The organism is Niastella caeni (genome assembly GCF_004834005.1).
In the GTDB taxonomy this organism is placed as follows: domain Bacteria; phylum Bacteroidota; class Bacteroidia; order Chitinophagales; family Chitinophagaceae; genus Niastella; species Niastella caeni.
Genome location: NZ_STFF01000002.1, coordinates 148,690 through 169,445 on the forward strand (window position 1 = coordinate 148,690; position 20,756 = coordinate 169,445).

General features: G+C 43.8%; 17 protein-coding genes. 10 read left to right on the forward strand and 7 right to left on the reverse strand.

Annotated elements, in window-relative coordinates:
* Positions 1-61: 61 nt before the first annotated feature.
* The 3 genes from FAM09_RS08460 to FAM09_RS08470 all read left to right on the forward strand — a co-directional run bounded on the left by FAM09_RS08460 (position 62) and on the right by FAM09_RS08470 (position 3,898).
* Positions 62-1,525 carry a RagB/SusD family nutrient uptake outer membrane protein gene (locus FAM09_RS08460; protein ID WP_136576672.1) on the forward strand — a complete coding sequence of 488 codons (1,464 nt, stop codon included), beginning with the start codon at positions 62-64 and terminating at the stop codon, positions 1,523-1,525.
* Between the two features lie 160 nt (positions 1,526-1,685).
* On the forward strand, positions 1,686-2,561 hold the full coding sequence (locus tag FAM09_RS08465; protein WP_136576673.1) for a zinc-binding metallopeptidase: 876 nt from the start codon (positions 1,686-1,688) through the stop codon (positions 2,559-2,561).
* Between the two features lie 23 nt (positions 2,562-2,584).
* Positions 2,585-3,898 (forward strand): DUF4302 domain-containing protein, encoded by a 1,314-nt coding sequence (locus tag FAM09_RS08470; RefSeq protein ID WP_136576674.1) that lies wholly within the window; start codon positions 2,585-2,587, stop codon positions 3,896-3,898.
* Positions 3,899-4,248: 350 nt separating this feature from the next.
* On the opposite strand, the gene FAM09_RS31000 is transcribed toward FAM09_RS08470, so the two are convergent.
* The 3 genes from FAM09_RS31000 to FAM09_RS08485 are packed head-to-tail and all read right to left on the reverse strand — an operon-like array spanning position 4,249 to position 6,450.
* The gene (locus tag FAM09_RS31000; protein ID WP_208025514.1) at positions 4,249-5,292 is read right to left on the reverse strand and encodes a hypothetical protein; all 1,044 of its coding nucleotides are present in this window, start codon (positions 5,290-5,292) and stop codon (positions 4,249-4,251) included.
* Positions 5,267-5,896 carry a hypothetical protein gene (locus tag FAM09_RS08480; RefSeq protein ID WP_136576675.1) on the reverse strand — a complete coding sequence of 210 codons (630 nt, stop codon included), beginning with the start codon at positions 5,894-5,896 and terminating at the stop codon, positions 5,267-5,269. Before FAM09_RS08480 ends, FAM09_RS31000 begins: the two co-directional genes overlap by 26 nt.
* A 2-nt stretch (positions 5,897-5,898) precedes the next feature.
* Entirely contained in the window at positions 5,899-6,450 is a 552-nt protein-coding gene (locus tag FAM09_RS08485) for an RNA polymerase sigma factor (protein ID WP_136576676.1), read from the reverse strand.
* A 262-nt stretch (positions 6,451-6,712) separates the two neighbouring features.
* On the opposite strand from FAM09_RS08485, the gene FAM09_RS08490 reads away from it, so the two are divergent.
* The 3 genes from FAM09_RS08490 (at position 6,713) to FAM09_RS08500 (ending at position 8,933) form a co-directional block, all read left to right on the forward strand.
* Positions 6,713-7,897 (forward strand): acyl-CoA dehydrogenase family protein, encoded by a 1,185-nt coding sequence (locus tag FAM09_RS08490; protein ID WP_136576677.1) that lies wholly within the window; start codon positions 6,713-6,715, stop codon positions 7,895-7,897.
* A gap of 138 nt (positions 7,898-8,035) precedes the next feature.
* Entirely contained in the window at positions 8,036-8,545 is a 510-nt protein-coding gene (locus tag FAM09_RS08495) for a shikimate kinase (protein ID WP_136576678.1), read from the forward strand.
* Positions 8,538-8,933, forward strand: a complete 396-nt coding sequence (locus FAM09_RS08500) for a DUF423 domain-containing protein (protein ID WP_136576679.1) — start codon at positions 8,538-8,540, stop codon at positions 8,931-8,933. Before FAM09_RS08495 ends, FAM09_RS08500 begins: the two co-directional genes overlap by 8 nt.
* 143 nt (positions 8,934-9,076) lie before the next feature.
* On the opposite strand, the gene FAM09_RS08505 is transcribed toward FAM09_RS08500, so the two are convergent.
* Positions 9,077-10,921 (reverse strand): sensor histidine kinase, encoded by a 1,845-nt coding sequence (locus FAM09_RS08505; protein ID WP_166437069.1) that lies wholly within the window; start codon positions 10,919-10,921, stop codon positions 9,077-9,079.
* A gap of 362 nt (positions 10,922-11,283) precedes the next feature.
* Here FAM09_RS08505 and FAM09_RS08510 point away from each other — a divergent pair, with 362 nt between their 5' ends.
* Together FAM09_RS08510 and FAM09_RS08515 are read left to right on the forward strand one after the other, a co-directional pair.
* Positions 11,284-13,848, forward strand: a complete 2,565-nt coding sequence (locus FAM09_RS08510) for an FtsK/SpoIIIE family DNA translocase (RefSeq protein ID WP_136576681.1) — start codon at positions 11,284-11,286, stop codon at positions 13,846-13,848.
* Between the two features lie 119 nt (positions 13,849-13,967).
* Positions 13,968-14,621 (forward strand): LolA family protein, encoded by a 654-nt coding sequence (locus FAM09_RS08515; protein ID WP_136576682.1) that lies wholly within the window; start codon positions 13,968-13,970, stop codon positions 14,619-14,621.
* Positions 14,622-14,756: 135 nt separating this feature from the next.
* Here FAM09_RS08515 and FAM09_RS08520 read toward each other — a convergent pair whose 3' ends face one another.
* The gene (locus FAM09_RS08520; RefSeq protein ID WP_136576683.1) at positions 14,757-15,338 is read right to left on the reverse strand and encodes a UbiX family flavin prenyltransferase; all 582 of its coding nucleotides are present in this window, start codon (positions 15,336-15,338) and stop codon (positions 14,757-14,759) included.
* Positions 15,339-15,377: 39 nt separating this feature from the next.
* Here FAM09_RS08520 and FAM09_RS08525 point away from each other — a divergent pair, with 39 nt between their 5' ends.
* Positions 15,378-15,944, forward strand: coding sequence for a thioredoxin family protein (locus tag FAM09_RS08525; RefSeq protein ID WP_136576684.1), 567 nt, complete (start codon positions 15,378-15,380; stop codon positions 15,942-15,944).
* Between the two features lie 697 nt (positions 15,945-16,641).
* Here the strand turns inward: FAM09_RS08525 and FAM09_RS08530 are convergent.
* Positions 16,642-17,088: a hypothetical protein gene (locus FAM09_RS08530; protein WP_136576685.1), complete on the reverse strand. Its 447-nt coding sequence runs from the start codon at positions 17,086-17,088 to the stop codon at positions 16,642-16,644.
* 244 nt (positions 17,089-17,332) lie between these two features.
* On the reverse strand, positions 17,333-18,589 hold the full coding sequence (locus FAM09_RS08535) for an aminotransferase class I/II-fold pyridoxal phosphate-dependent enzyme (protein ID WP_136576686.1): 1,257 nt from the start codon (positions 18,587-18,589) through the stop codon (positions 17,333-17,335).
* Between the two features lie 309 nt (positions 18,590-18,898).
* On the opposite strand from FAM09_RS08535, the gene pafA reads away from it, so the two are divergent.
* Positions 18,899-20,551, forward strand: a complete 1,653-nt coding sequence (pafA, locus tag FAM09_RS08540; protein ID WP_166437070.1) for an alkaline phosphatase PafA — start codon at positions 18,899-18,901, stop codon at positions 20,549-20,551.
* Positions 20,552-20,756 lie beyond the last annotated feature (205 nt).

The window sequence follows — 20,756 nt, forward strand, 5'->3', positions numbered from 1 at the left end:
AATAAGTTGAAAAGAACTAACGAACTGAATAACTAAATAACTGAATAACTACATAACTAAGATGTATAAACAATTAACATATTTCATTTTTTATGCCTTGTTGTTATCTACAGCAGGATGTAAAAAGTTTCTTGAAAAAAATCCTGACAACAGGGCTTCTATCAATACGCCCGAGCAGGTATCGCAGTTATTGGGTACGGCGTATCCGCAGGCAAATTATATGGCCTTTACCGAATCCATCTCCGACAATGTAACTGATAAGGGATCAGGTGGTATTGATAAAACCAATATAGATCCTTACTTCTTCCGGGATGTAACCGATAACCAGCAGGACTCACCAGAGTTTTACTGGAATGCCTGTTATACAGCCATTGCTGCAGCCAACCAGGCGCTGGAGGCAATAAGGAACGCGCCCGATACTTCGCAGTACAATGCGCAGAAAGGGGAGGCGTTGGTGTGCCGGGCATACGCACATTTTATGCTCGTTACATTCTTCTCGAAAGTATACACGCCCGGCACTGCCGCTTCCGATTTGGGCATTCCTTATGTAACAGTGCCCGAAAACGTAGTGTTCAAAAAATACGATCGTAGAACAGTAGCATCTGTATACCAGATGATAGAGCAGGACCTTACGCAAGGATTGCCGCTTATTGACGATACCAAATACACCATCCCACGCTATCATTTTACCAAAGCGGCTGCCAATGCATTTGCCGCACGGTTCTATTTGTTCAAACAGGATTATGCCAAGGTGGTCACACATGCGAATCTGGTATTCGCTGCCGGCAATATTACATCTATGTTGCGGCCGTGGAATACTACGTATAGAACCATGACACCTGCCGAACTGTTTGCGATTTACCAAAAAGCAACAGAACCGGCTAACCTTTTGTTGTGTGAGACCGGTTCGGTGTGGGGCCGTAATTACTACACCGTTCGCTATAGTTTTAATTCTGCCAAACGCGATGAGATTCTGGGCGATAATGTGACCGGTGGCGAATATGCATTCATATACCAGGTGTACACAGCCGGTACCAATAATTATGTTATACCCAAGATCAATGAATATTTCGTTCGTTCATCTGTAAACGCCAATATCGGCTTGCCCTATGTAATGGTTCCTTTGTTCACAACGGAAGAAGTGTTGTTTAACCGCATTGAAGCAAATATTGCGATGAACAATACGAATGCTACCAATGCGGCGCTTGCCGACCTGAATACGTACGCCAGCACCCGGATCAATAATTACGATGCGTCGATGCATATCATCAATGCGGCTAAGCTGCAGAGCTATTATGGCAGTGCCAATTTGCGTAACAATTTATTAAATGCTTTGATGGATTTTAAACGGGCCGAATATGTACAAGAAGGGATGCGTTGGTTCGATCTGTTGCGGCATAACAGACCGGTTACCCATACCACTACCGATGGACAAACGCTCACTTTACCGGCAGGTTCTTTACAACGGGTGTTTCAGTTACCAGAATCGGTAAGTACATCGGGCATGCCGTTAAACCCGAGGTAAATGAAGAATGAGAAATGAAAATGGAAACAGATGAATATCCAATGTAGAATATTGAACCTGCCTGCCGGCAGGCAGGTGTAGTAGTGTTGGAAATAGTAGAAATGCCCGAAAAAGAGATGACAACAAACAATAAACCACAAACAATAAACTGATACATGACATGAGGAGCATCAACATATATCTATGTATTATTTTACTAACAGTCGCCTGTAAAAAGGAAGACGACCTGGGTGATGTAAGCACGATACCCGGATTGGGTGGTGATACCTGGGCGGCTACCGCTATTGACAACTGGATCAGGGATACCCTCACCGTTCCTTATAACGTAGCGGCCAAGTACAAATGGGACCAGGGCGAACTGGATTTCGATAAAACACTTACCCCGCCCGATGAAGCAAAGATCATCCCGGTGCTGAGCTCCATAAAAAAAGTATGGATCGATAATTATGTGGCGGAAGCCGGTAAAACATTCATGCAAAAATATATTCCCAAGTTCTTTGTACTGGTGGGTAGCGCCAACTGGAATATCGATGGAACAATAACGTTGGGAACTGCAGAAGGCGGACGGCGCATTGCGTTATATGTGCTGAATGATTTTCGCACAAAAGGAATGACCGGTTATGTGCCAGCCGATTCTACCAATGTCATCATGATGTTCCATACTATTGAGCACGAATTTGGGCACATCCTGCATCAAACGGTGATGTATCCCGAAGACTACAAACGTATATCTGTAGGAGATTATACTTCTAACTGGAACAATACAACCGATGCAGAGGCCAATGCAAAAGGGTTTATCACCGCTTATTCCCAATCTTCGCCCGATGAAGATTTTGTGGAAATGATCTCTATGATGCTTTCGCAGGGAAAGGCCGGGTATGAAGCCATAGTAAACGGTATTTCCAATGCAACGGCAAGAAACAAACTGCGTCAGAAGGAAGTGATCGTAGTAAATTATTTTAAAGATGTGTGGGGCATCAACTTTTACAGTTTACAAACCCGCACCCGTAATTCGATAAATGCCCTGATTAAGTAAGCCACACCCTTAAAGAGACAGGTATGAATAAAAACCTAATATATTTTTTACTCGCTATAACCTTCATTGCTTCGTGCCGGAAGGACGATGACAATGTGTTTGATAAATCGCCCGATGAGCGGCTTAATGAAACGCTGAAAAATTACCAGGCGGCTATCACCGGATCACCCTATGGATGGAATGCCAACATGATCACTGGTGATGGCGGCTCTTACCGGTTTTATTTCAGTTTCAACGATAGTAACCGGGTACAGATGTACAGCGATTTTGACAGCACTACGGCTACTGTGATCAAAGAAAGCAGCTATCGATTGAAAGCATTGCAACAGCCCAGTCTGATCTTCGATACCTATTCCTACCTCCACATCCTGAGCGATCCCGATGCCGGCGTGAACGGCGGTACATATGGCCAGGGGTTGAAGGGTGATTTTGAATTTCGGATCGATACCGTTACGGCCGATAGCATTAGCTTAACGGGTCGCTTTAATGGCAGTAAGCTCAGTTTGCGAAAAGCAGCTCAGGCCGACCGTTCGATATGGGCCAACAAGCAGGTGACCAATGGGGTAGTGAATTTCAAAAATTACTGGAAGTTCCTGCTTTATTTCAGAAGGTTAACGTACAGCGGTACCCAATATGAATTACAGTTTGATACCACTGTTAAAAAAGTAACTGTTTCCTGGACAAGCGGTGCAAACACGCAATCGGTAACAAGAGGGTATTACTTCTGGGCAAACGGCGTTTATTTTTCAGACCCTGTTGTTAATGGTTCTGCAACGGTGCCTGGTTTTAGTATCACCAGCTTTAATGCAGGTTCGCAAATAATGAATGTAACGGTAAACGGAACCGCCGCTACTATTACCGGCTTCAGCACACCCATTAATCCGGATGTAAGAAATGCTTCCAACCGATGGTGGCAACAGGGCGCAGCCAGTGATTTTTACTGGATCTCGTTTGACGGCTTTCACGTGAATGGGGTAGATGATGCCTATAATATAAAGTCGATTAAAAACGACACGGCTAAATTTTACTTTTTACTGTATAAGCCCAATACCAATGGAGTTGATGCTTTCTTTACCATCTACCGCGACACGTTGGATAATTCACTGGATGTAGAGTCTGGTTCCTGGGTTAGTATGAATGTAACTTCTTCATCGGGTCGGGCGCGTTTTAGTGAAGTGCAGGAACGGTCTCCATGGCCGGCAGGGGCGGCCACAACTACCCGTAATCAAATGTTCAATGGCAGCGGGTATTATATTGTACAATCAAGTTCATTCAGTTACGATATGGTAAGCATTGCCGATGCGAAAGTATGGATAACGTGGTTCTGGTTATTCTGACGGCTGAATGATACATCATAAACGAAGAGTGCCACGGTCCTAAGCGAAGTCGAAGGATAACCGTGGCACTCTTTCATATTTTAAAAACGGGTTCCTCCCGGCTGAGCCGGGAGAAGTTCCCGTTGTAGAGAGTCTCGACTCTGCTGACTGCAAGTTATTGGCAAACGAGAATGGGCAATGGTCAATGCTGAATGGTCCATGGTGAATCGGGTCACGAATTTTAAAAATTTCTGAACAATAGCGAGACTCACTCACAACTCACCATTCACCTACTTCACATGTCAACTCATCAACTCCTTTATCAACCTTATCTCCTTTTAAACTTCTGGTCAGCTTGTTAACTTTCAACTTCAAATTATCACCTGCTCCTTCTTATCCTTGTCTTTATCTTTGTTCTTATCTTTATCCTTGTCTTTGTTCTTATCTTTCTTTTCGTCCTTGTTGATATTAATGTTAACGTTCAGGTTATGGCCTATTGTAATCTGGCCGAAGTCTGACTTAATTTTCATGGCTATATTCCCGCTGCCCGTTTTGCCAAGGTATTGTTTGTTGAACCGGGGGCCATGTCCATCTTTATCATCCTTCTCTTCTTTTATTTCGAAGTTGGTTTTGTTATGCAGGTCGCCAAAGTGGGTGCTGATATCAAAATTGGCCGAAATGTTAGTATTCACATCCAGGTACAGGTGCGAGAAATTGTTCTTTACCGTAAGCGATTTGGAGTCGTTGTCAACCTTCAGTTTCGCAACATCGCAATATTCAAAAACGGCATTCACGGCGCCATCGAGGTTATCAATAGCAGCTTTTGAAAACTTAATGATCAGGCTGCCGTTGTTGATACTGCCGATGGTAGCTTTTCCAAATTCAACCTGCACTTTTTTAACATTGCTGAGCTTGCCGGTGGTAAGACTGCCGAATTTACTTTCCAGTGTTACCTCCCCGTTATAATCCGGAACGCTCATGGGGCCAAATTCATTTCTTGCCGACAGCGGATTGCGTGCAGGTACATACACTACGTAATCAATGTGAAATCCCTGTTTTTCTCCCTTGCCCCATTTGGGTTCTTTCTTTTTGTGCAGAGTTGTTTTGAAGGATACGCCGTCATTCGATTTGCTGTCTTCTATTTCAATGTGATCGAGAATGGCCTGCGCTTTTTCATCGGTGCTGGCTTCGGCAGTAATGGTCACCGATACTTTCACTTCATTCTTGTCCCAGGTGTTTATTTGCAGTTCGCCAAACTTGTTATAAAAAGAAATTTTATCGTTGTTGTCTACGGTGTAGGATTTGTTATAGGTCTTTGTTTTTTTCACTGCAGGGTCACCGGCTAATACATGCATCGACGATAACAGGCAAACTATAAGTAAGGGAATACTATGTTTTTTTAAAACTACTTTCATGGTTGTTATTTTTTGCTGCTTTGATTTGATTAATAATGCTGAGTTGCTGATTGAGGATCTCAGTCTGCAGTCTTAAGTTCTCAATCATAGCTTCCAGCAATTGTTCACGATTGGGGTTTTCCGGTAATTCTTTTTGCAACGCGTTGTAAGAACTATCGAGTTTATTGATGTCTGCAACAAACTGTTTATACAAATTGGGGTTTTCTTTTTCAATCCCTTTCAGTTCGTTTTGCTTCAATTCAATGAGCTGGGTGAATTGAACCACTTCCCGGGCATACGTAGGATTGATCTCCTTCAGGAGCGGATCATTCAAAACCGGGGTGTCGGCTGATTTTGGTTGCTGTACCACATCCTTGTCGCGTATACTACGGTCATTCAATAGCGAGTAAATGCCTATGCCGGCCAGTATTAATATGGCGGCCGCCGCACTCCAGCGAAACAGGGTAAATAGTATCGGTTGCCGGTTTTTAGCTATTTGCTTTTCGTCAGTCTGGTTTTTATCAGTTAGTTCCTGTTCCAGTTTTTTCCAAACCTGTTCACCGGGTTCATCCGAATCGAACTGGTTGCGGTTATCACGAATAAATTGTTCTAAACCTTTACTCATATTCAAACTCCTTGTTTTATTAAAGTCAGCAGTTTTTGTTTGGCGCGTACATACTGGGTACGTACAGTATTATGCGAAATATTCAAAATTTGAGATATCTCTTCATGGTCATATCCTTCCAGCAGGTATAAACTCAGCACGGTACGGTAGCCGTCGGGCAATTTGGTGATCATTCTTTTTACTTCTTCTACTTTGTACTGCACCTCATTCTCGTTCATGGGCTCATCTTCTGCCACCGCCTGCAGTTCGGTACTTTCCATGTCGACCAGTCCATTCCTTCGCTTGCGAAGGATGTTGATCGATTTATTGATGACGATCTTTTTCAGCCAGGCGCCAAAGGTGCTGCGGTAATGAAAATCGTGCAGGGAGCGAAATGCGTCCAGGAATGCCTCCTGCAGCACATCCTCTGCATCCGCTGAATTGTTTACAATACGTAAACTGGTGTTATACATAGCTTTGGAATATTGCCGGTACAACGTGTGAAAACTTTGGGGGTCGCCCTGTTTACAGCGTTCTACCAGTTCATCCCGGATAATGTTTGCAGTCAGCTCCAAAATGATCTGTTTAGATTGTTTTATAAAGAGACATGACGGAAATCATGATGTTGCATGGTTTCGACATTTTGTTTATGGTTTGAGGTTTATGGTTTGAGGTTGCTGCCGCGTTTTGGGAGTTTCAATTAAATTTAATACGCTAATTTTCAGCCTTAAAGGGTGGTTCCGGAAAATAAGGCAGTCCTGAATGAAATAACCACAAACCACAAACTATAAACCATAAACTTTCTTACTTTAGCTTAATATCGAAAAATAGTTAGTCATGGGTACCAGAACCGATTTGTTCACCAGCCCGGATTATTTCTTACTGGATGATTTATTGACCGACGAACAAAAACTTGTACGCGAATCTGTTCGTAATTACGTAAAGAAAGAGATTTCACCCATCATTGAAGAATTTGCACAGAAAGCGGAGTTTCCCGAGCAGATCGTGCAACAAATGGGTGAACTCGGTTGCTTTGGTCCCACCATCCCGGTAGAGTACGGCGGTGGCGGTTTAGATTATATCAGTTACGGATTGATGATGCAGGAACTGGAACGGGGCGATAGCGGGGTACGGTCAACTGCTTCCGTACAAGGCTCCCTGGTAATGTTTCCCATTTATGAATACGGCAGCGAGGACCAGCGGCGTAAGTATCTGCCCAAGCTGGCCAATGGCGAATGGTTGGGTTGTTTTGGTTTAACGGAACCCGACCACGGTTCTGATCCTGCCGGCATGACCACTCATTTTACCGATGCCGGTGACCATGTAATATTGAATGGCGCCAAAATGTGGATCAGTAATGCGCCCTACGCAAAGATAGCTATAGTGTGGGCTAAGGACGAGCAAGGTGAAATTCACGGATTGATCGTTGAACGCGGCATGAAGGGGTTTACGGCGCCCCTGACACACAATAAATGGAGCCTGCGGGCTTCTGCAACCGGTGAACTGGTTTTTGATAATGTAAAAGTGCCTAAGGAAAATATTCTGCCTAATGTAAAAGGATTGAAAGGGCCATTGAGCTGTTTAACCAAGGCGCGGTATGGCATTGCCTGGGGTTCGGTAGGCGCGGCTATGGATTGCTATGATACCGCCCTGCGCTATTCGAAAGAGCGCGAGCAATTTGATAAACCCATCGGCGCTTTTCAGTTGCAGCAAAAGAAACTGGCCGAAATGATCACTGAAATTACCAAGGCCCAGTTATTGAACTGGCGCTTAGGCGTGCTGATGAATGACGAGAAGGCTTCGCCGCAACAGGTTAGCATGGCCAAGCGCAATGGTTGCGAAATAGCCGCCAATATTGCCCGCGAAGCACGGCAGATATTGGGTGGCAGCGGCATCACCGGCGAATATTCTGTTATGCGTCATATGATGAATATTGAAAGTGTTATTACTTACGAAGGCACACATGACATACATTTGCTGATAACTGGTATGGATGTTACCGGTTTCAATGCTTTTAAGTGATTTGAAAATGTGGAAATTTGAAAATGAATGGTCGCTCAGTTACAATTACCGGCCCGAATGGCAAATGCTGTTTTCAATTCATAAATTTTCAAATTTGCATTTTGCCATTTTCTAATTGTTTAATTTTCAAATTTATAAATGAGGATTTTTTTAATCGGTTTCATGGGTTCCGGAAAAACACATTGGGGCAAGCAGGTAGCGCAACGGCTGAGTTTACCGTTCTATGATCTCGATGAAGTGATCGTAGAAGAAGAAAAAAGAAGCATCCCCGAAATCTTTGGCGAATCGGGCGAAGAATACTTTCGCAACAAAGAAAAGATAGTGCTGGAGAAAATTGTTGATGAAAACACCAACATGGTATTATCCTGTGGCGGCGGCACGCCCTGCTTCTTTAACAATATTGAATTCATGAAAAAGTATGGCGCCGTGGTATGGCTCAATACCCATGTTGATGTATTGCTGCATCGGCTGATGAAAGAGCGCGTACAACGGCCATTACTGAAAGATATCCAGGACGAAGACCTTAAACATTACATCATTCGTAAACTGAATGAGCGCCGCATGTATTATGAGCAGGCGGATGTTATTATCGATAAGGAAGATGCCATCTCTATGAATGACTTTATTCAAACCGTATTACATGCATAAAGGTTTTTTGCGCACGGCCGCTATACTGGGCGTGCTGGCCGTAACCCTCGGCGCTTTTGGCGCACACGGCTTAAGGAAAATTGTTCCTGCCGAAGCAGTTGCAACATTTGAAACAGGCGTACGATATCATTTCTATCATACACTGGCTTTATTGGCCATCGCTATTTTGTTTGAAAAATTCCCGCAGCGTAGCATCCGGTATGCCGGCATTTCTTTTATCACCGGCATTGTTTTGTTCTCCGGTTCTTTATATGTACTTACCTTATTACAGGCAACCGATACGGTAGGGTTGAAAGGCATTGGCGCCATTACGCCCATCGGCGGTTTGTTCTTTATCGTAGGTTGGTTGTGTTTGTTTGCTGGTATTGGGAAAAAGAGCAGTTTGTAGTTTGTAGTTTATGGTTTGTGGTTGCTGCCGCGCTTTGAGATTCGCTGTTGTTTTTGAAAATCGTTTTTTATGCAGCATGAAAGCGAAACGCCATTTAATAGTGACTTACCGAATTAAAGAACAACAAACAACAAACCATAAACTCAAATTGGTGCTTCGAAGGTAAGAACACAGTTCTTATCAGATTCAATCTTGAAAGAACCATCAATACTTTCCATTCTTCGGCGCATATTGCTGAGGCCGTTCCCAAACCGGCGTAGTTTATCGGCATCAATTCCCACACCATTGTCGGTTACTTTTATCATCAGCCATTTATCGTTGGTTGAAATGCTGATATGGATCTGCGAAGCCTGGGAATGCTTCATGGCATTGTTCAATGCTTCTTTGATGCTCAGGAAAATATTCCTTCTTTTTTCGCCGCTTACTTCTGCCTGGGGTATCAACGCCGGCAACTGCACCCTGCATTCAATAGGCGTGCTGTCGAAATATTCAATGGCATGCGCCCTGATGTAAGCGATGAGGCTTTCAAGCGTGTCGTTGCTGCTTTTCATGGTCCAGATGATGGTATTCATCTTACCCAGCAATTCATTGGCCGAGTTGGAGATCTTTTCCAGTTCGGGAACCACATCGCCCTTCAAACGGCTTTTCATGATCTCGCTCATGAGCCGGATGGCCGTTACGCCCGAACCCAGTTCATCATGCATGTCGGCCGAAATGCGGTTTCTTTCTTCCTGTTTGGCTGCCATCACCGCCATTTGCTTTTCAAATTCTTTTCTTTCATTTTCCAATTTTAACCGCTCGCGTTCTTTTACCCGTTCAATGATATCGCGCCGGTTTTTATACGCCAAACCCGACAAAAAGAACCCTAATTCCAGCACCAGCCCTATTTCATAATAAAACAATGCCCGGTTAAAAATAGAAGCCACATCGGCTTTAACAAACTTCCACCCCGTTACAAGTATGATGTAGGAGATAACAGAGAATACTACCAGCGAAGCGTTACCCGCGGCCAGGTAGTTGAGCAGGGTATTTTTCTTTTTAATGCTATAAATAATAAAGAATACGCCAGTAATAAAGAAAAACTGCTTAATAACAAAGTTCTCGAGGATGTTTAGGAAAATGTACCAGTCGGTAAAAAAGTAAATAACAGAAAAAACAATACTGGAGCCAATCAGCAATAAGCAGGCAAAATGAATGTATTTATCGAGCCGTGGATAATGTTCCTTGCTGTTGATGAATTTGCGCATGAAGACCATGTAAGAAACAACGCTTGCCGTTAAGATCATAAAATCGAGGTACTCCTCATAGAAATAATTGAAGGCCGAAGCGCTTACGTTGAGGTACGACTTTAAAAACAGCAGGGAACAGGTGAGAAAGGTATAACAGGCATAAAAGAGAAATTCTTTATTCCTGCTTTGAATATAAACGGCCAGTGAATAAAAGATCATGAACAGCAAAATGCCCGAAACTGTATAGGTAAATACATCGAGCAGGTTGTCGCGGTCGCGCTGTGAAATACGCCACTGCTGCAGGTAATCGTGCATTACCAGCCGGGGCGCCAGTGAACTTACATTGGTTCGAACAAAATTAAACCGGCAATAATAAATGGCCTGTTCATGCGGTTGTAACTGCAACTGCTTTACACCGGCAAACCGTTTATCGGTGCTAAGGCTGTCGGGCAAACGCGCAAACGTGCCTGGTATATTATCTAATTGTGATTTAAAAAGGGTAATAGTTCGAATATAGGAGCCGGGGGTAAAGCAAACGCTGATGGCTGTATCGGCAGTGTTCTTTACAACAAATTTCAAAAAGCAATCCTGCTCTATCAAATTACCTGGTAAATCGTGCGGCAGGTAGGTACCCGGACTTAGTTTAAACGGTAAATTAACAATACCGGCATCGGGTACCTGGTTTTTAGGCCTTGAAAGAAACAGCGATTGTTTATATAGTGATTTATGGTAACGAATGGTGGCGACGTCTATGATCATTGAGTCGGCCCATTGTGCATAACTATTGGTTGCAAAACAAAAAAGCAGGATAAAAAAATAGGTATGTTTGATGGCCTTACTGAAAGGATAACGGCAAGTTGTGTTTGTGGATACAAATCGAGGATGGCTTGTAGTGCTCATAAAGTACCCCGGTTACGCACCGGGGGGAGTTAGTTTCAGAGGGTGAATGTACGAAAAAAAGCATAAAGGCTCAAGGTTCAGGACGCAAGGCTAAGGCCTTTATTTTTAACTTTTCTGTGATCGCGTCGAATTCCTGTGCCTTATATCTTGGGTTCTTGTATCTCATACCTTGTATCTTGTGCATTGGATTCTTGTGCCTGAAACATCTTATCTTTGCGAACATGGCCAACCGCTTAAAAGCAGACAAAGCAGAAAAGAAAAAGCCAGCAAATCCGGAAAAATTTAAACCTGAAAAAGAAGCTCAGGTTACGGTAAAACAATTGGTTAAGGACGAACGTACCCATAAAATTGCCGGTACTTTTGCCTTATTGATCAGCCTGTTCTTATTTATCGCCTTTGCCTCTTACCTTTTCACCTGGAAGGAAGACCAGGACAAGGTGTTCAAAGGCGCCGCCATTTTGTTGCCGGGAGAAGAGATAAAGACCACCAACCTGCTGGGCAATCTCGGTGCGTATATTTCACACCTGTTTTTCTACAAAGGATTTGGCGCTGCCTCCTTTATGTTCTGCACCTTGTTTTTTGTAATAGGCATTAATGCATTACTCACTTCAAAAGTATTTTCCCTTTGGCGCAATGTGCGCTATGTTATAATAGGCCTCGTATTTTTTAGTGTTGCCCTCTCATTCCTTTTCAGTGGCAGTTCATTTGCCTGGGGTGGGGCGGTAGGGGATATGTGCCGCGACTGGCTGGTGCGAATGATAGGCAGTGTTGGTACGGCCGCTTTATTATTGGTTGGCGGGTTAGCGTATATCATCTGGCGTTTTAACCCCGTATTTAAAGCGCCTGCTTTATCTAAACCAAAAACCCTTGAACCTGTTAAGGAAGTGGCCCCGGTTTTAGCAGGCAATGAAGAAAAAGCAGCGCTTTTCATTGAAGAAGCAGCCGGTAATAAACTGAAAGAAGGTGTTGGGCCTATAAAGAAAACACCCAAAACACAAAAAACAGATGAGCCTGAACTGGATATACAGTTAGTTGAAAAAGAAGGACCGGTAGCAGAAGAAGTACCAGGGGTAGAAGAGGAAGAAATAGATGAACCGGTTGAAGAAGAAGAAATAGAAACGCCTGAAATTCCCCTGGCTGTAAACGAAACATCAGTAACAAAAGGCAAGGGCGCTAAAAAGCCCGGGCCCGACCTGGAACTGGAAATTAAATCGTATCCCGAAGTAGATCAGCCGGAAGAAATAGTTGAAGAACCTAAGGTTGAAAAACCCATTTCGCAGGAACCGTACGATCCATCGCTCGATCTGCGTGATTATAAATTCCCCGGGCTCGATCTGCTTGAACTGCATGGCAGCGAACGCATCATTCAGGACCCCGCTGAGCTGGAGACCAACAAGAACCAGATCATCAACACGCTGAAGAACTACGACATCGATATTCAGAAGATCAGCGCTACCGTGGGGCCAACCGTTACGTTGTATGAAATTGTGCCTGCTGCGGGGGTGCGTATTTCGCGTATCAAGAACCTGGAAGATGATATTGCCCTGAGCCTGGCGGCCCTGGGTATTCGTATCATTGCGCCAATTCCGGGTAAGGGAACGGTTGGTATTGAAGTGCCCAACGTGAAGAAGACAGTAGTGAGTATGCGTAGCATGTTGTCGTCGGAAAAATTCCAGCACAACAGTTTCAGCCTGCCAATAGCCATTGGAAAGAAGATCGATAACGAGAACTTTATCGTTGACCTCACTACCATGCCACACCTGCTCATGGCCGGAGCTACCGGTCAGGGTAAATCGGTTGGTTTGAACGCCATCCTGGTGTCGCTGTTGTATAAAAAACATCCATCGCAAATAAAGCTGGTACTGGTTGACCCGAAGAAAGTAGAGTTGAGCCTGTACCGCAATATTGAAACGCATTTTCTGGCCAAATTACCCGGCGAAGAAGAAGCCATTATCACCGATACCAAGAAGGTGATTCATACCCTGAACGCTTTGTGTATTGAAATGGATAACCGGTACGACCTGTTGAAGGAAGCCGGCGCCCGTAATATTCGCGAATACAACGAGAAGTTTATTAAGCGGAAGTTGAACCCGCAAAAAGGCCACCAGTTCTTACCGTTTATAGTACTGGTAGTGGATGAGTTTGCCGATTTGATCATGACGGCCGGTAAAGAGGTGGAAATGCCAATTGCGCGGTTGGCGCAATTGGCGCGTGCGGTAGGTATTCATTTGATCATTGCCACCCAGCGTCCGTCGGTGAATATCATCACCGGTACCATCAAAGCCAACTTCCCGGTACGTATTGCCTTTAAAGTGTCTTCAAAAATCGACTCAAGGACCATCCTCGATGCCGGCGGAGCGGAGCAATTGATAGGTAAGGGCGACATGTTGATCTCTTACAACGGTGAAATTACCCGCCTGCAGTGCGCCTTTGTTGATACGCCCGAGGTAGACAGCATCTGTGACTTTATCGGCACCCAGGAAGGATATCCGCAGGCATTCTTCCTGCCTGAATACGTTGATGAAAAGCAATTCGAAGGCAAGGAACTCGACCTCGACGACCGCGATACATTGTTCGAAAGCGCTGCCCGTATGATCGTAACCAGCCAGATGGGATCTACCTCGTTGTTGCAACGGAGGATGAAACTGGGTTACAACCGGGCGGGCCGTCTTATGGACCAGTTGGAAGCCGCTGGTATTGTGGGACCTAGCCAGGGTAGCAAAGCCCGCGACGTGCTGATAAAGACCGAAGCCGACCTGGAACGGCACCTGGCCGATTTAATATAGGGTTAGAATTTTGTTAATGTGATTTTAATTTACAACCTCCATTAACAATTAGCGTCTTATTATTGCCGCAATTGGTTATAACCAATATCTTTGCGGCCTTTACACAAAGCATTCATATAATGAAAAGCCTAATTGTATTAATTTCTACTTTTTTTATAACTACTATAAGTTTTTGCCAACAAAGCGATCCTGCTGCCAAAAAAGTATTGGATGCAGTCAGCGCCAAGTTCAAAACGTTTAAGTCGGTACAGGCTACATTTACCCTGCGCAATGAGGATAGCAAAGGCACTTTGTTGGGCAGCAAAAAAGGAACGGCTTCTTTAAAAGGCTCCCGCTACCGCGTTAGTGTTGCCGGTACCGGACAGGAAATATTCTGCGATGGCGCCAACATCTGGACGTACGATAAATCGGCCAATGAAGTGACCATCACCAAGCCCGATCCTTCTACCAATACCATCACCATGCAGAAGTTGTTTTCCAACTTTTATGATAAAGATTTCCTGTACAAGTTGAATGGCGATAAGATCGTGAACAAAAAAGCAGTTCAGGAAATTGAGATGACGCCGGTTGATAAAACAAAACCTTTTCACAAAGTATACCTGCTGATCGATAAACAAAGCAAAACTATTTATAGCACGCGCATATTGGATAAAACAGGCAATGTGATGGTGTATACCGTTAATACCATGAACGGCAGTGTGAACTTACCTGATAATCTTTTCGTGTTTGATAAAAACAAATATCCCGGGGTAGAAGTGATTGATCTGCGATAGATTGCTCCTGATTAATGATATTGAAAGGGGATTGTTTTACGGCAATCCCTTTTTTAATGTCGAATATTGAATGCCCAATGTCCAATTTCGAAGTATTCTTTTCATTTCTGCCTTAACTTCAACATTCAGCATTCGTTATTCGACATTCGATATTTTTTCTTCTCCTCCCCACCTGTATGTAGTAATATCTAATCCAGCCAAATCAAGCACCCGGTCAGTAACGGTGGCAATCGCTTCTTCAATGGTAGCGGGGCGGCTGTAAAAAGAGGGGGTAGCCGGGCAAATGATGCCACCGGCCAGTGTAACGGTTTCCATATTGCGAATATGCACCAGGTTATACGGCGTATCCCTAACCACACATATGAGTTTACGGCGTTCTTTCAACACCACATCGGCGGCGCGTGAAATGAGGTCGCTCGAAACCCCGGATGCAATGCGGCCCAATGTGCCCATAGAGCAGGGGGCAATGATCATGGTATTGTACCGGCCTGAACCTGACGCAAAAGGCGCGGTGAAGTCTTTGGTAGAATAGAAACTAACCGGGTATTGGGTATAGTCGTTATTGCCCAGTTCGGTTTCCCACACCTGTTTGGCGTTATCGGTCATTACTACGCCCACATCCTGCCATTGTTGTTTGATCGTCAACAGCTTTTCTATCAGTAACCGGGCGTAAATGCTGCCACTGGCGCCGGTAATGGCCAACACTATTTTGTGCATGGAAAAGACTTACATTTAGGTTAATAAACAAAAATACAGATGCAAACATTGAAAATGTTGGTTTTGTTTTGCTGGGTAGTTGTTTTTTCCTGTGCTGAAAAACCGGCCATCCATGCGAAGGAGATGAAATGGAAACTGACAAACGCTGCTACGGTGGAAAAACTGAAATGGATGACGCTGGAGGATGTGGCCAGTGGCCTGGAAAAAGAAAAGCGTCCGGTGCTGATCGATCTGTATACCGACTGGTGTGGCTGGTGTAAAACGATGGATAAAAAGACCTATTCCAATAAAGATGTGACGAGTTATGTGCAGCAGAAGTTCTACCCCGTAAAGTTTGATGCCGAAGGCCGAAAAGCCATATCCTGGAAAGGAAAGACATATGAATTTAATACCAGGCATAAGACGCACGATTTTGCCGTTTACCTTACCAATGGGCAGTTATCGTATCCTACTACCGTGATCATTCCGGTTGGTGGCGAACCGCAGGCCATACCTGGTTACCTGGCGCCCAATGAGCTGGAGTTAATTGTAAAATACTTTGGAGAGGGCAAGTATGGCAGGGTGCCATTTGATGAATACCAGAAAAGTTTTAAATCGAGTTGGTAGAATTGATATGTGCTAAAAGAATAATGTAATTGAATTTGTGATGATTAAGAGCGACTTATGGTTTTGTTTTAATTTTTAAGAATTATAATTGAATGTGTAATTTATTGATTAATAATTTTTTATGCATTGAACGGCGGCGTTGTGCAGAAGGAGGAACGCAATCGGGTTAAAATAAAAAAGAATATAAATAAATAATATATTAATGCAAACGGTTGCGTAGGTTATCCAGATAGTAAAAAACGTACTTAATTTGGTTTAATTTTGTATTGACCTCAGTCAATTATATGCAGTTAAAGCAAAAATTTAATAAACATACGCCCTGTACTTTGAGATATTCATACTATATTTGAATTTTCATAGGATAAGGTTTAATGGTTAATGGTATTTGATTAGTGCAGCCTCCCCTCCGGGAGGCTATTTTTTTTAGGAACTGTAGGATTAATACGGAACAGCAATACAAATCAACCCTTTATTTATTACCTCATTATGAACAGGCGGTGAATTAATTATTAACCTTCCGCCACGATGTATCGCAATAAGCCTGGCATTTAAGTAGCATTCTGGTAGCCAAGTAGACCTAAAGTTGCCTGTACTTAGGCGCAGGTTAGGGTATTTTTAGGGTTTACTATATACCCTATATAAACTCTGGTAAAACCCTACCTGCCCTAAGTTTGACGTAGTAAGGCCTGCTTTTGTCTTATTTGAATGATTTGATATTCGTAATAGCCAGGTTGGAAAAATCTATCTCTATGGTAGGCAGGAAGGTACCGGGCACAAACTCCTCAGATCGCTTCAATTTGTATCGAAGGTTATTGCTGTGCCTTTTATTGATAAACATCAGATCGTTGAATACATCGCGGTAAAAGCCCAGGCAGTAAATGCTAATGTAATACCTGCCTTCAGGAACATCAGGAATGGTGAATTGATTATCAGTGGGATAGTAAATACTTTTAACAATACCGGCACCGGTGTGGTCATACCGGTCGAAAATAACCAATACCGAGTCAACCCGCGGATTTTTGAGATTCCGGCTTTGCAGGCGAATGAGTACGTTGACACTATCGGGAAGTCTTTTTCTTTGTGCAGTTGCCGATTCAGCCGTAAACAGCATTATCAGCAAGGTCAGCACACAGACCGCTTTCATAGATATTGATATTAGGGTACCGGAATAAAATTCTCTTCATAGGATGCAATTTTTCTTCGTGGGTTTAATATTTGAAACCACTGAATTCTAATAAGTAATAACGCTTATTCGCATATTTTCTTATTTGTTGCCCCGAGTCCTTTCCCCCTTACCAAAAAAAATCCCGGAGTGTAGCTCCGGGATGTTGTTATTCAATATGTTAAGTAAACTTCCAAAGTTATCCAGTGGGTAAAAGTTATCCAGATTATGCTTCAGCCATATCAGGTATTGCAGACACTTTATAAGCGCCGGCATCCAGTTTTTGCTTGGTTTCAGAAAAGGCAGTCAGTGTTTTCTGAATATCCTCATCTGTATGAACCGCGGTAGGAATAAGCCGGTAAATAATATGTCCTTTCGGAATTACCGGATAAACTACGATAGAGCAGAAAATGCCGTAGTTTTCGCGCAGGTCCATTACCATGGCAGTAGCTTCTTCAACCCCGCCTTTCATATAAATTGGCGTAACCACTGAATCGGTCTTGCCAATATCAAAACCTCTTTCTTTCAGTCCTTTTTGCAGTTTGGTGGCCACGTCCCACAACTTGCTTTTCAACTCAGGACGGGTCATCAGCAGCTCCAGGCGTTTCAGATTACCAATTACCAACGGCATGGGTAAGCTTTTAGCGAAGATCTGGCTGCGGATGTTATAACGGATGTAATCAATAATTGATTTAGGCCCTGCAATGAAAGCTCCGATAGAGGCCATGGATTTGGCGAATGTAGAGAAATACAGGTCGATCTCGTCCTGTACGCCCTGTTCTTCCCCGGCGCCGGCGCCTGTTTTACCCATGGTACCGAAACCATGCGCATCATCCACCAGTAACCGGAATTCATATTTCTTTTTAAACGCTGCAATTTCTTTCAGTTTGCCCTGGTCGCCCGCCATGCCGAATACGCCTTCGGTTATAACCAGAATACCACCGGCTTTTTGTTTTTCGATCAGTGCAGTTGCGCGTTGCAGTTGCTTTTCAAGATCCTCCATGTCGTTGTGCTTGAAAACATACCGGTGACCGGGATGTAAACGTACACCGTCTATTATACAGGCATGGCTTTCTGCATCGTATACAATAATGTCGTGACGGCTGCACAACACATCTATTAGGCTCACCATGCCCTGGTAACCAAAATTCAACAAAATGGCGTCTTCCTTACTCTCAAATTCGGCCAGCTTTTTTTCCAGCAACTCGTGGTTGTTGGAGTTTCCACTCATCATACGGGCGCCCATGGGTAAAGCCAAACCATATTGAGCGGCTCCTTCCGTATCGGCTTTCCGTACTTCAGGATGGTTTGCCAATCCCAGATAATTATTCAAACTCCACACGATCATATCCTTTCCTCTGAATTTCATTCTGCTTCCGATCTCACCTTCCAGTTTAGGAAATGCAAAATAACCATGAGCCCTTTCCCGATGTTGACCAATTGGACCTTGATTCTTAAGTAATCTTTCAAAAATATCTGCCATATTATGGATTTTAATTAATAGGGTTATTGCTATTTAAGAATGGCGCAAAGGTAGCGTTTTTGATTGTTTTATGGTTGAAGGTTTGATGGTTGAATACCTTAACGTCTGAGTTTCAATTCTATTTTAATAGTTTTTTTCCAGATTCTTATTGTTAGTTGTCGTTATAACATCAGCCAAACAGCCCGGAATAAAAGCCAACGATCAACCGTATAACAATCAAACCATTAAGCAAACGTTTGCTTTTCCGATTTTATGAAATTTTAATGCACCGGTATTAGTAGCCGGTTATCTTTGCCAAAACTAATTTTAATGCGCCTTTTTTTAGCAACGATTTGTTTTTTGCTGTTTTGTTTTGTTGCGCCCGCCCAAACCAAAACAAGTACAGCCCCGTCCTCAACTGTTAGCCGACCCAAATTAGTAGTAGGTATTGTTATAGATCAGATGCGTTGGGATTACCTCTATCGCTATTATGACCGTTTTGCCGCAGATGGTGGTTTTAAACGCTTTCTGAACCAGGGTTTCACCTGCGAAAACACCATGATCCCTTATGTGCCTACGGTCACCGCCTGTGGTCATACCTGCATTTATACCGGCAGTGTGCCCGCCATTCATGGTATTGTAGGCAATGGCTGGTACGATCCGTTAAAGCAGCGCAGCGTATATTGTACTGAAGACACTTCAGTAACAACAGTAGGCGCGGCAGCCGGCGCACCCGGCGCCATGAGCCCTAAAAATATGCAGGTTACCACCATTTGCGATGAACTGAACCTGGCTACCAATTTCAGAAGTAAAGTAATTGGAATTGCTGTAAAAGATAGAGGGGGAATTTTACCGGCCGGCCACAGTGCCAATGCCGCTTATTGGTACGACTCGCGCAATGGCAACTGGATCACATCTACCTATTACATGAAAGAATTGCCGAAGTGGGCGCAGGATTTCAATGCCCAGAAGCTGGTAGATAAATATTATGGAATGGGTTGGAATACCTTATATCCCATCAACTCATATGTACAAAGTACAGCCGACGAAAAATCATATGAAGGCACGCCCCTGGGATCTGAACAAAAAGGGTTTCCTTATGACCTTAAGAAATTCGCGAATACCAACTACGGCGCTGTATGCAGCACTCCGTATGGTAATGCCATGACGATTGAAATGGCAAAAGCCGCTCTTATTGGCGAGCAACTGGGTGCAGATAACATTACCGATATGTTGGCCATCAGCTTTTCTTCTCCTGATTATATCGGCCATGCATTTGGCCCCAATTCGGTTGAACAGGAAGATGATTACCTGCGCCTTGATAAAGACCTCGGCAGCTTTTTTAATTTCCTCGATGCCAAAGTGGGCAAAGGGCAATACCTGGTGTTCTTATCAGCCGACCATGCCGTTGCGCACGTGCCCGGTTTTAGCAAAGAGTACAAATTGCCTGGTGGACTGGCGCCAAGCGGCAGGTGGATGCAAGACCTGGGTAAGATCCTGAACGATAAATTCGGCAGCCCCAAACTTATCATTGGAAATTATAATCACCAGCTTTACCTCAACCATCCATTGATAGATTCGCTGAAGCTGGATGAAGCCGCCATCAAGAAAACAATTATCCAATACCTGAGTCGCCAACCGGAAGTAGGACAGGTGTTTGATCTTGATAAATTAATGGAAGTGCCTTTAACGGCTAAACTACGGGATATGGTAGCCAATGGTTATAACCAGCATTTGAGTGGCGATATTGAAGTGATGCTGCAATCGGGTTATATGGAAGGAAGCGCCACCGGCACCACACACAGCGCCTGGAACCCTTACGACGCCCATATTCCTTTGCTGTTTTACGGCTGGCATGTAGCGCCCGGCAAAACGAACCGTGAAACCTACATGACCGATATTGCGCCAACCCTGGCCGCCCTGCTGCGCATTCAAATGCCGAGTGGGTGTGTGGGGACGGTGATTGAAGAGGTAATTAAATGATATATTGGATTTTATCATAGGTAGGGGTGTGAAGTAGGAAGTAGGACGTAAGAAGATAATAAAAAGGTGAGCTCGCTATTATAAGCAAAGCTCGCCTTTTCTTTTATGCAAATTTATTTATGAGCCCTGTAGTATAGTTATCTTAATACCTCCTACTTCTTACCTCTTATTTCATTTTTTTACGAACGGGCGTTAGATATACGGC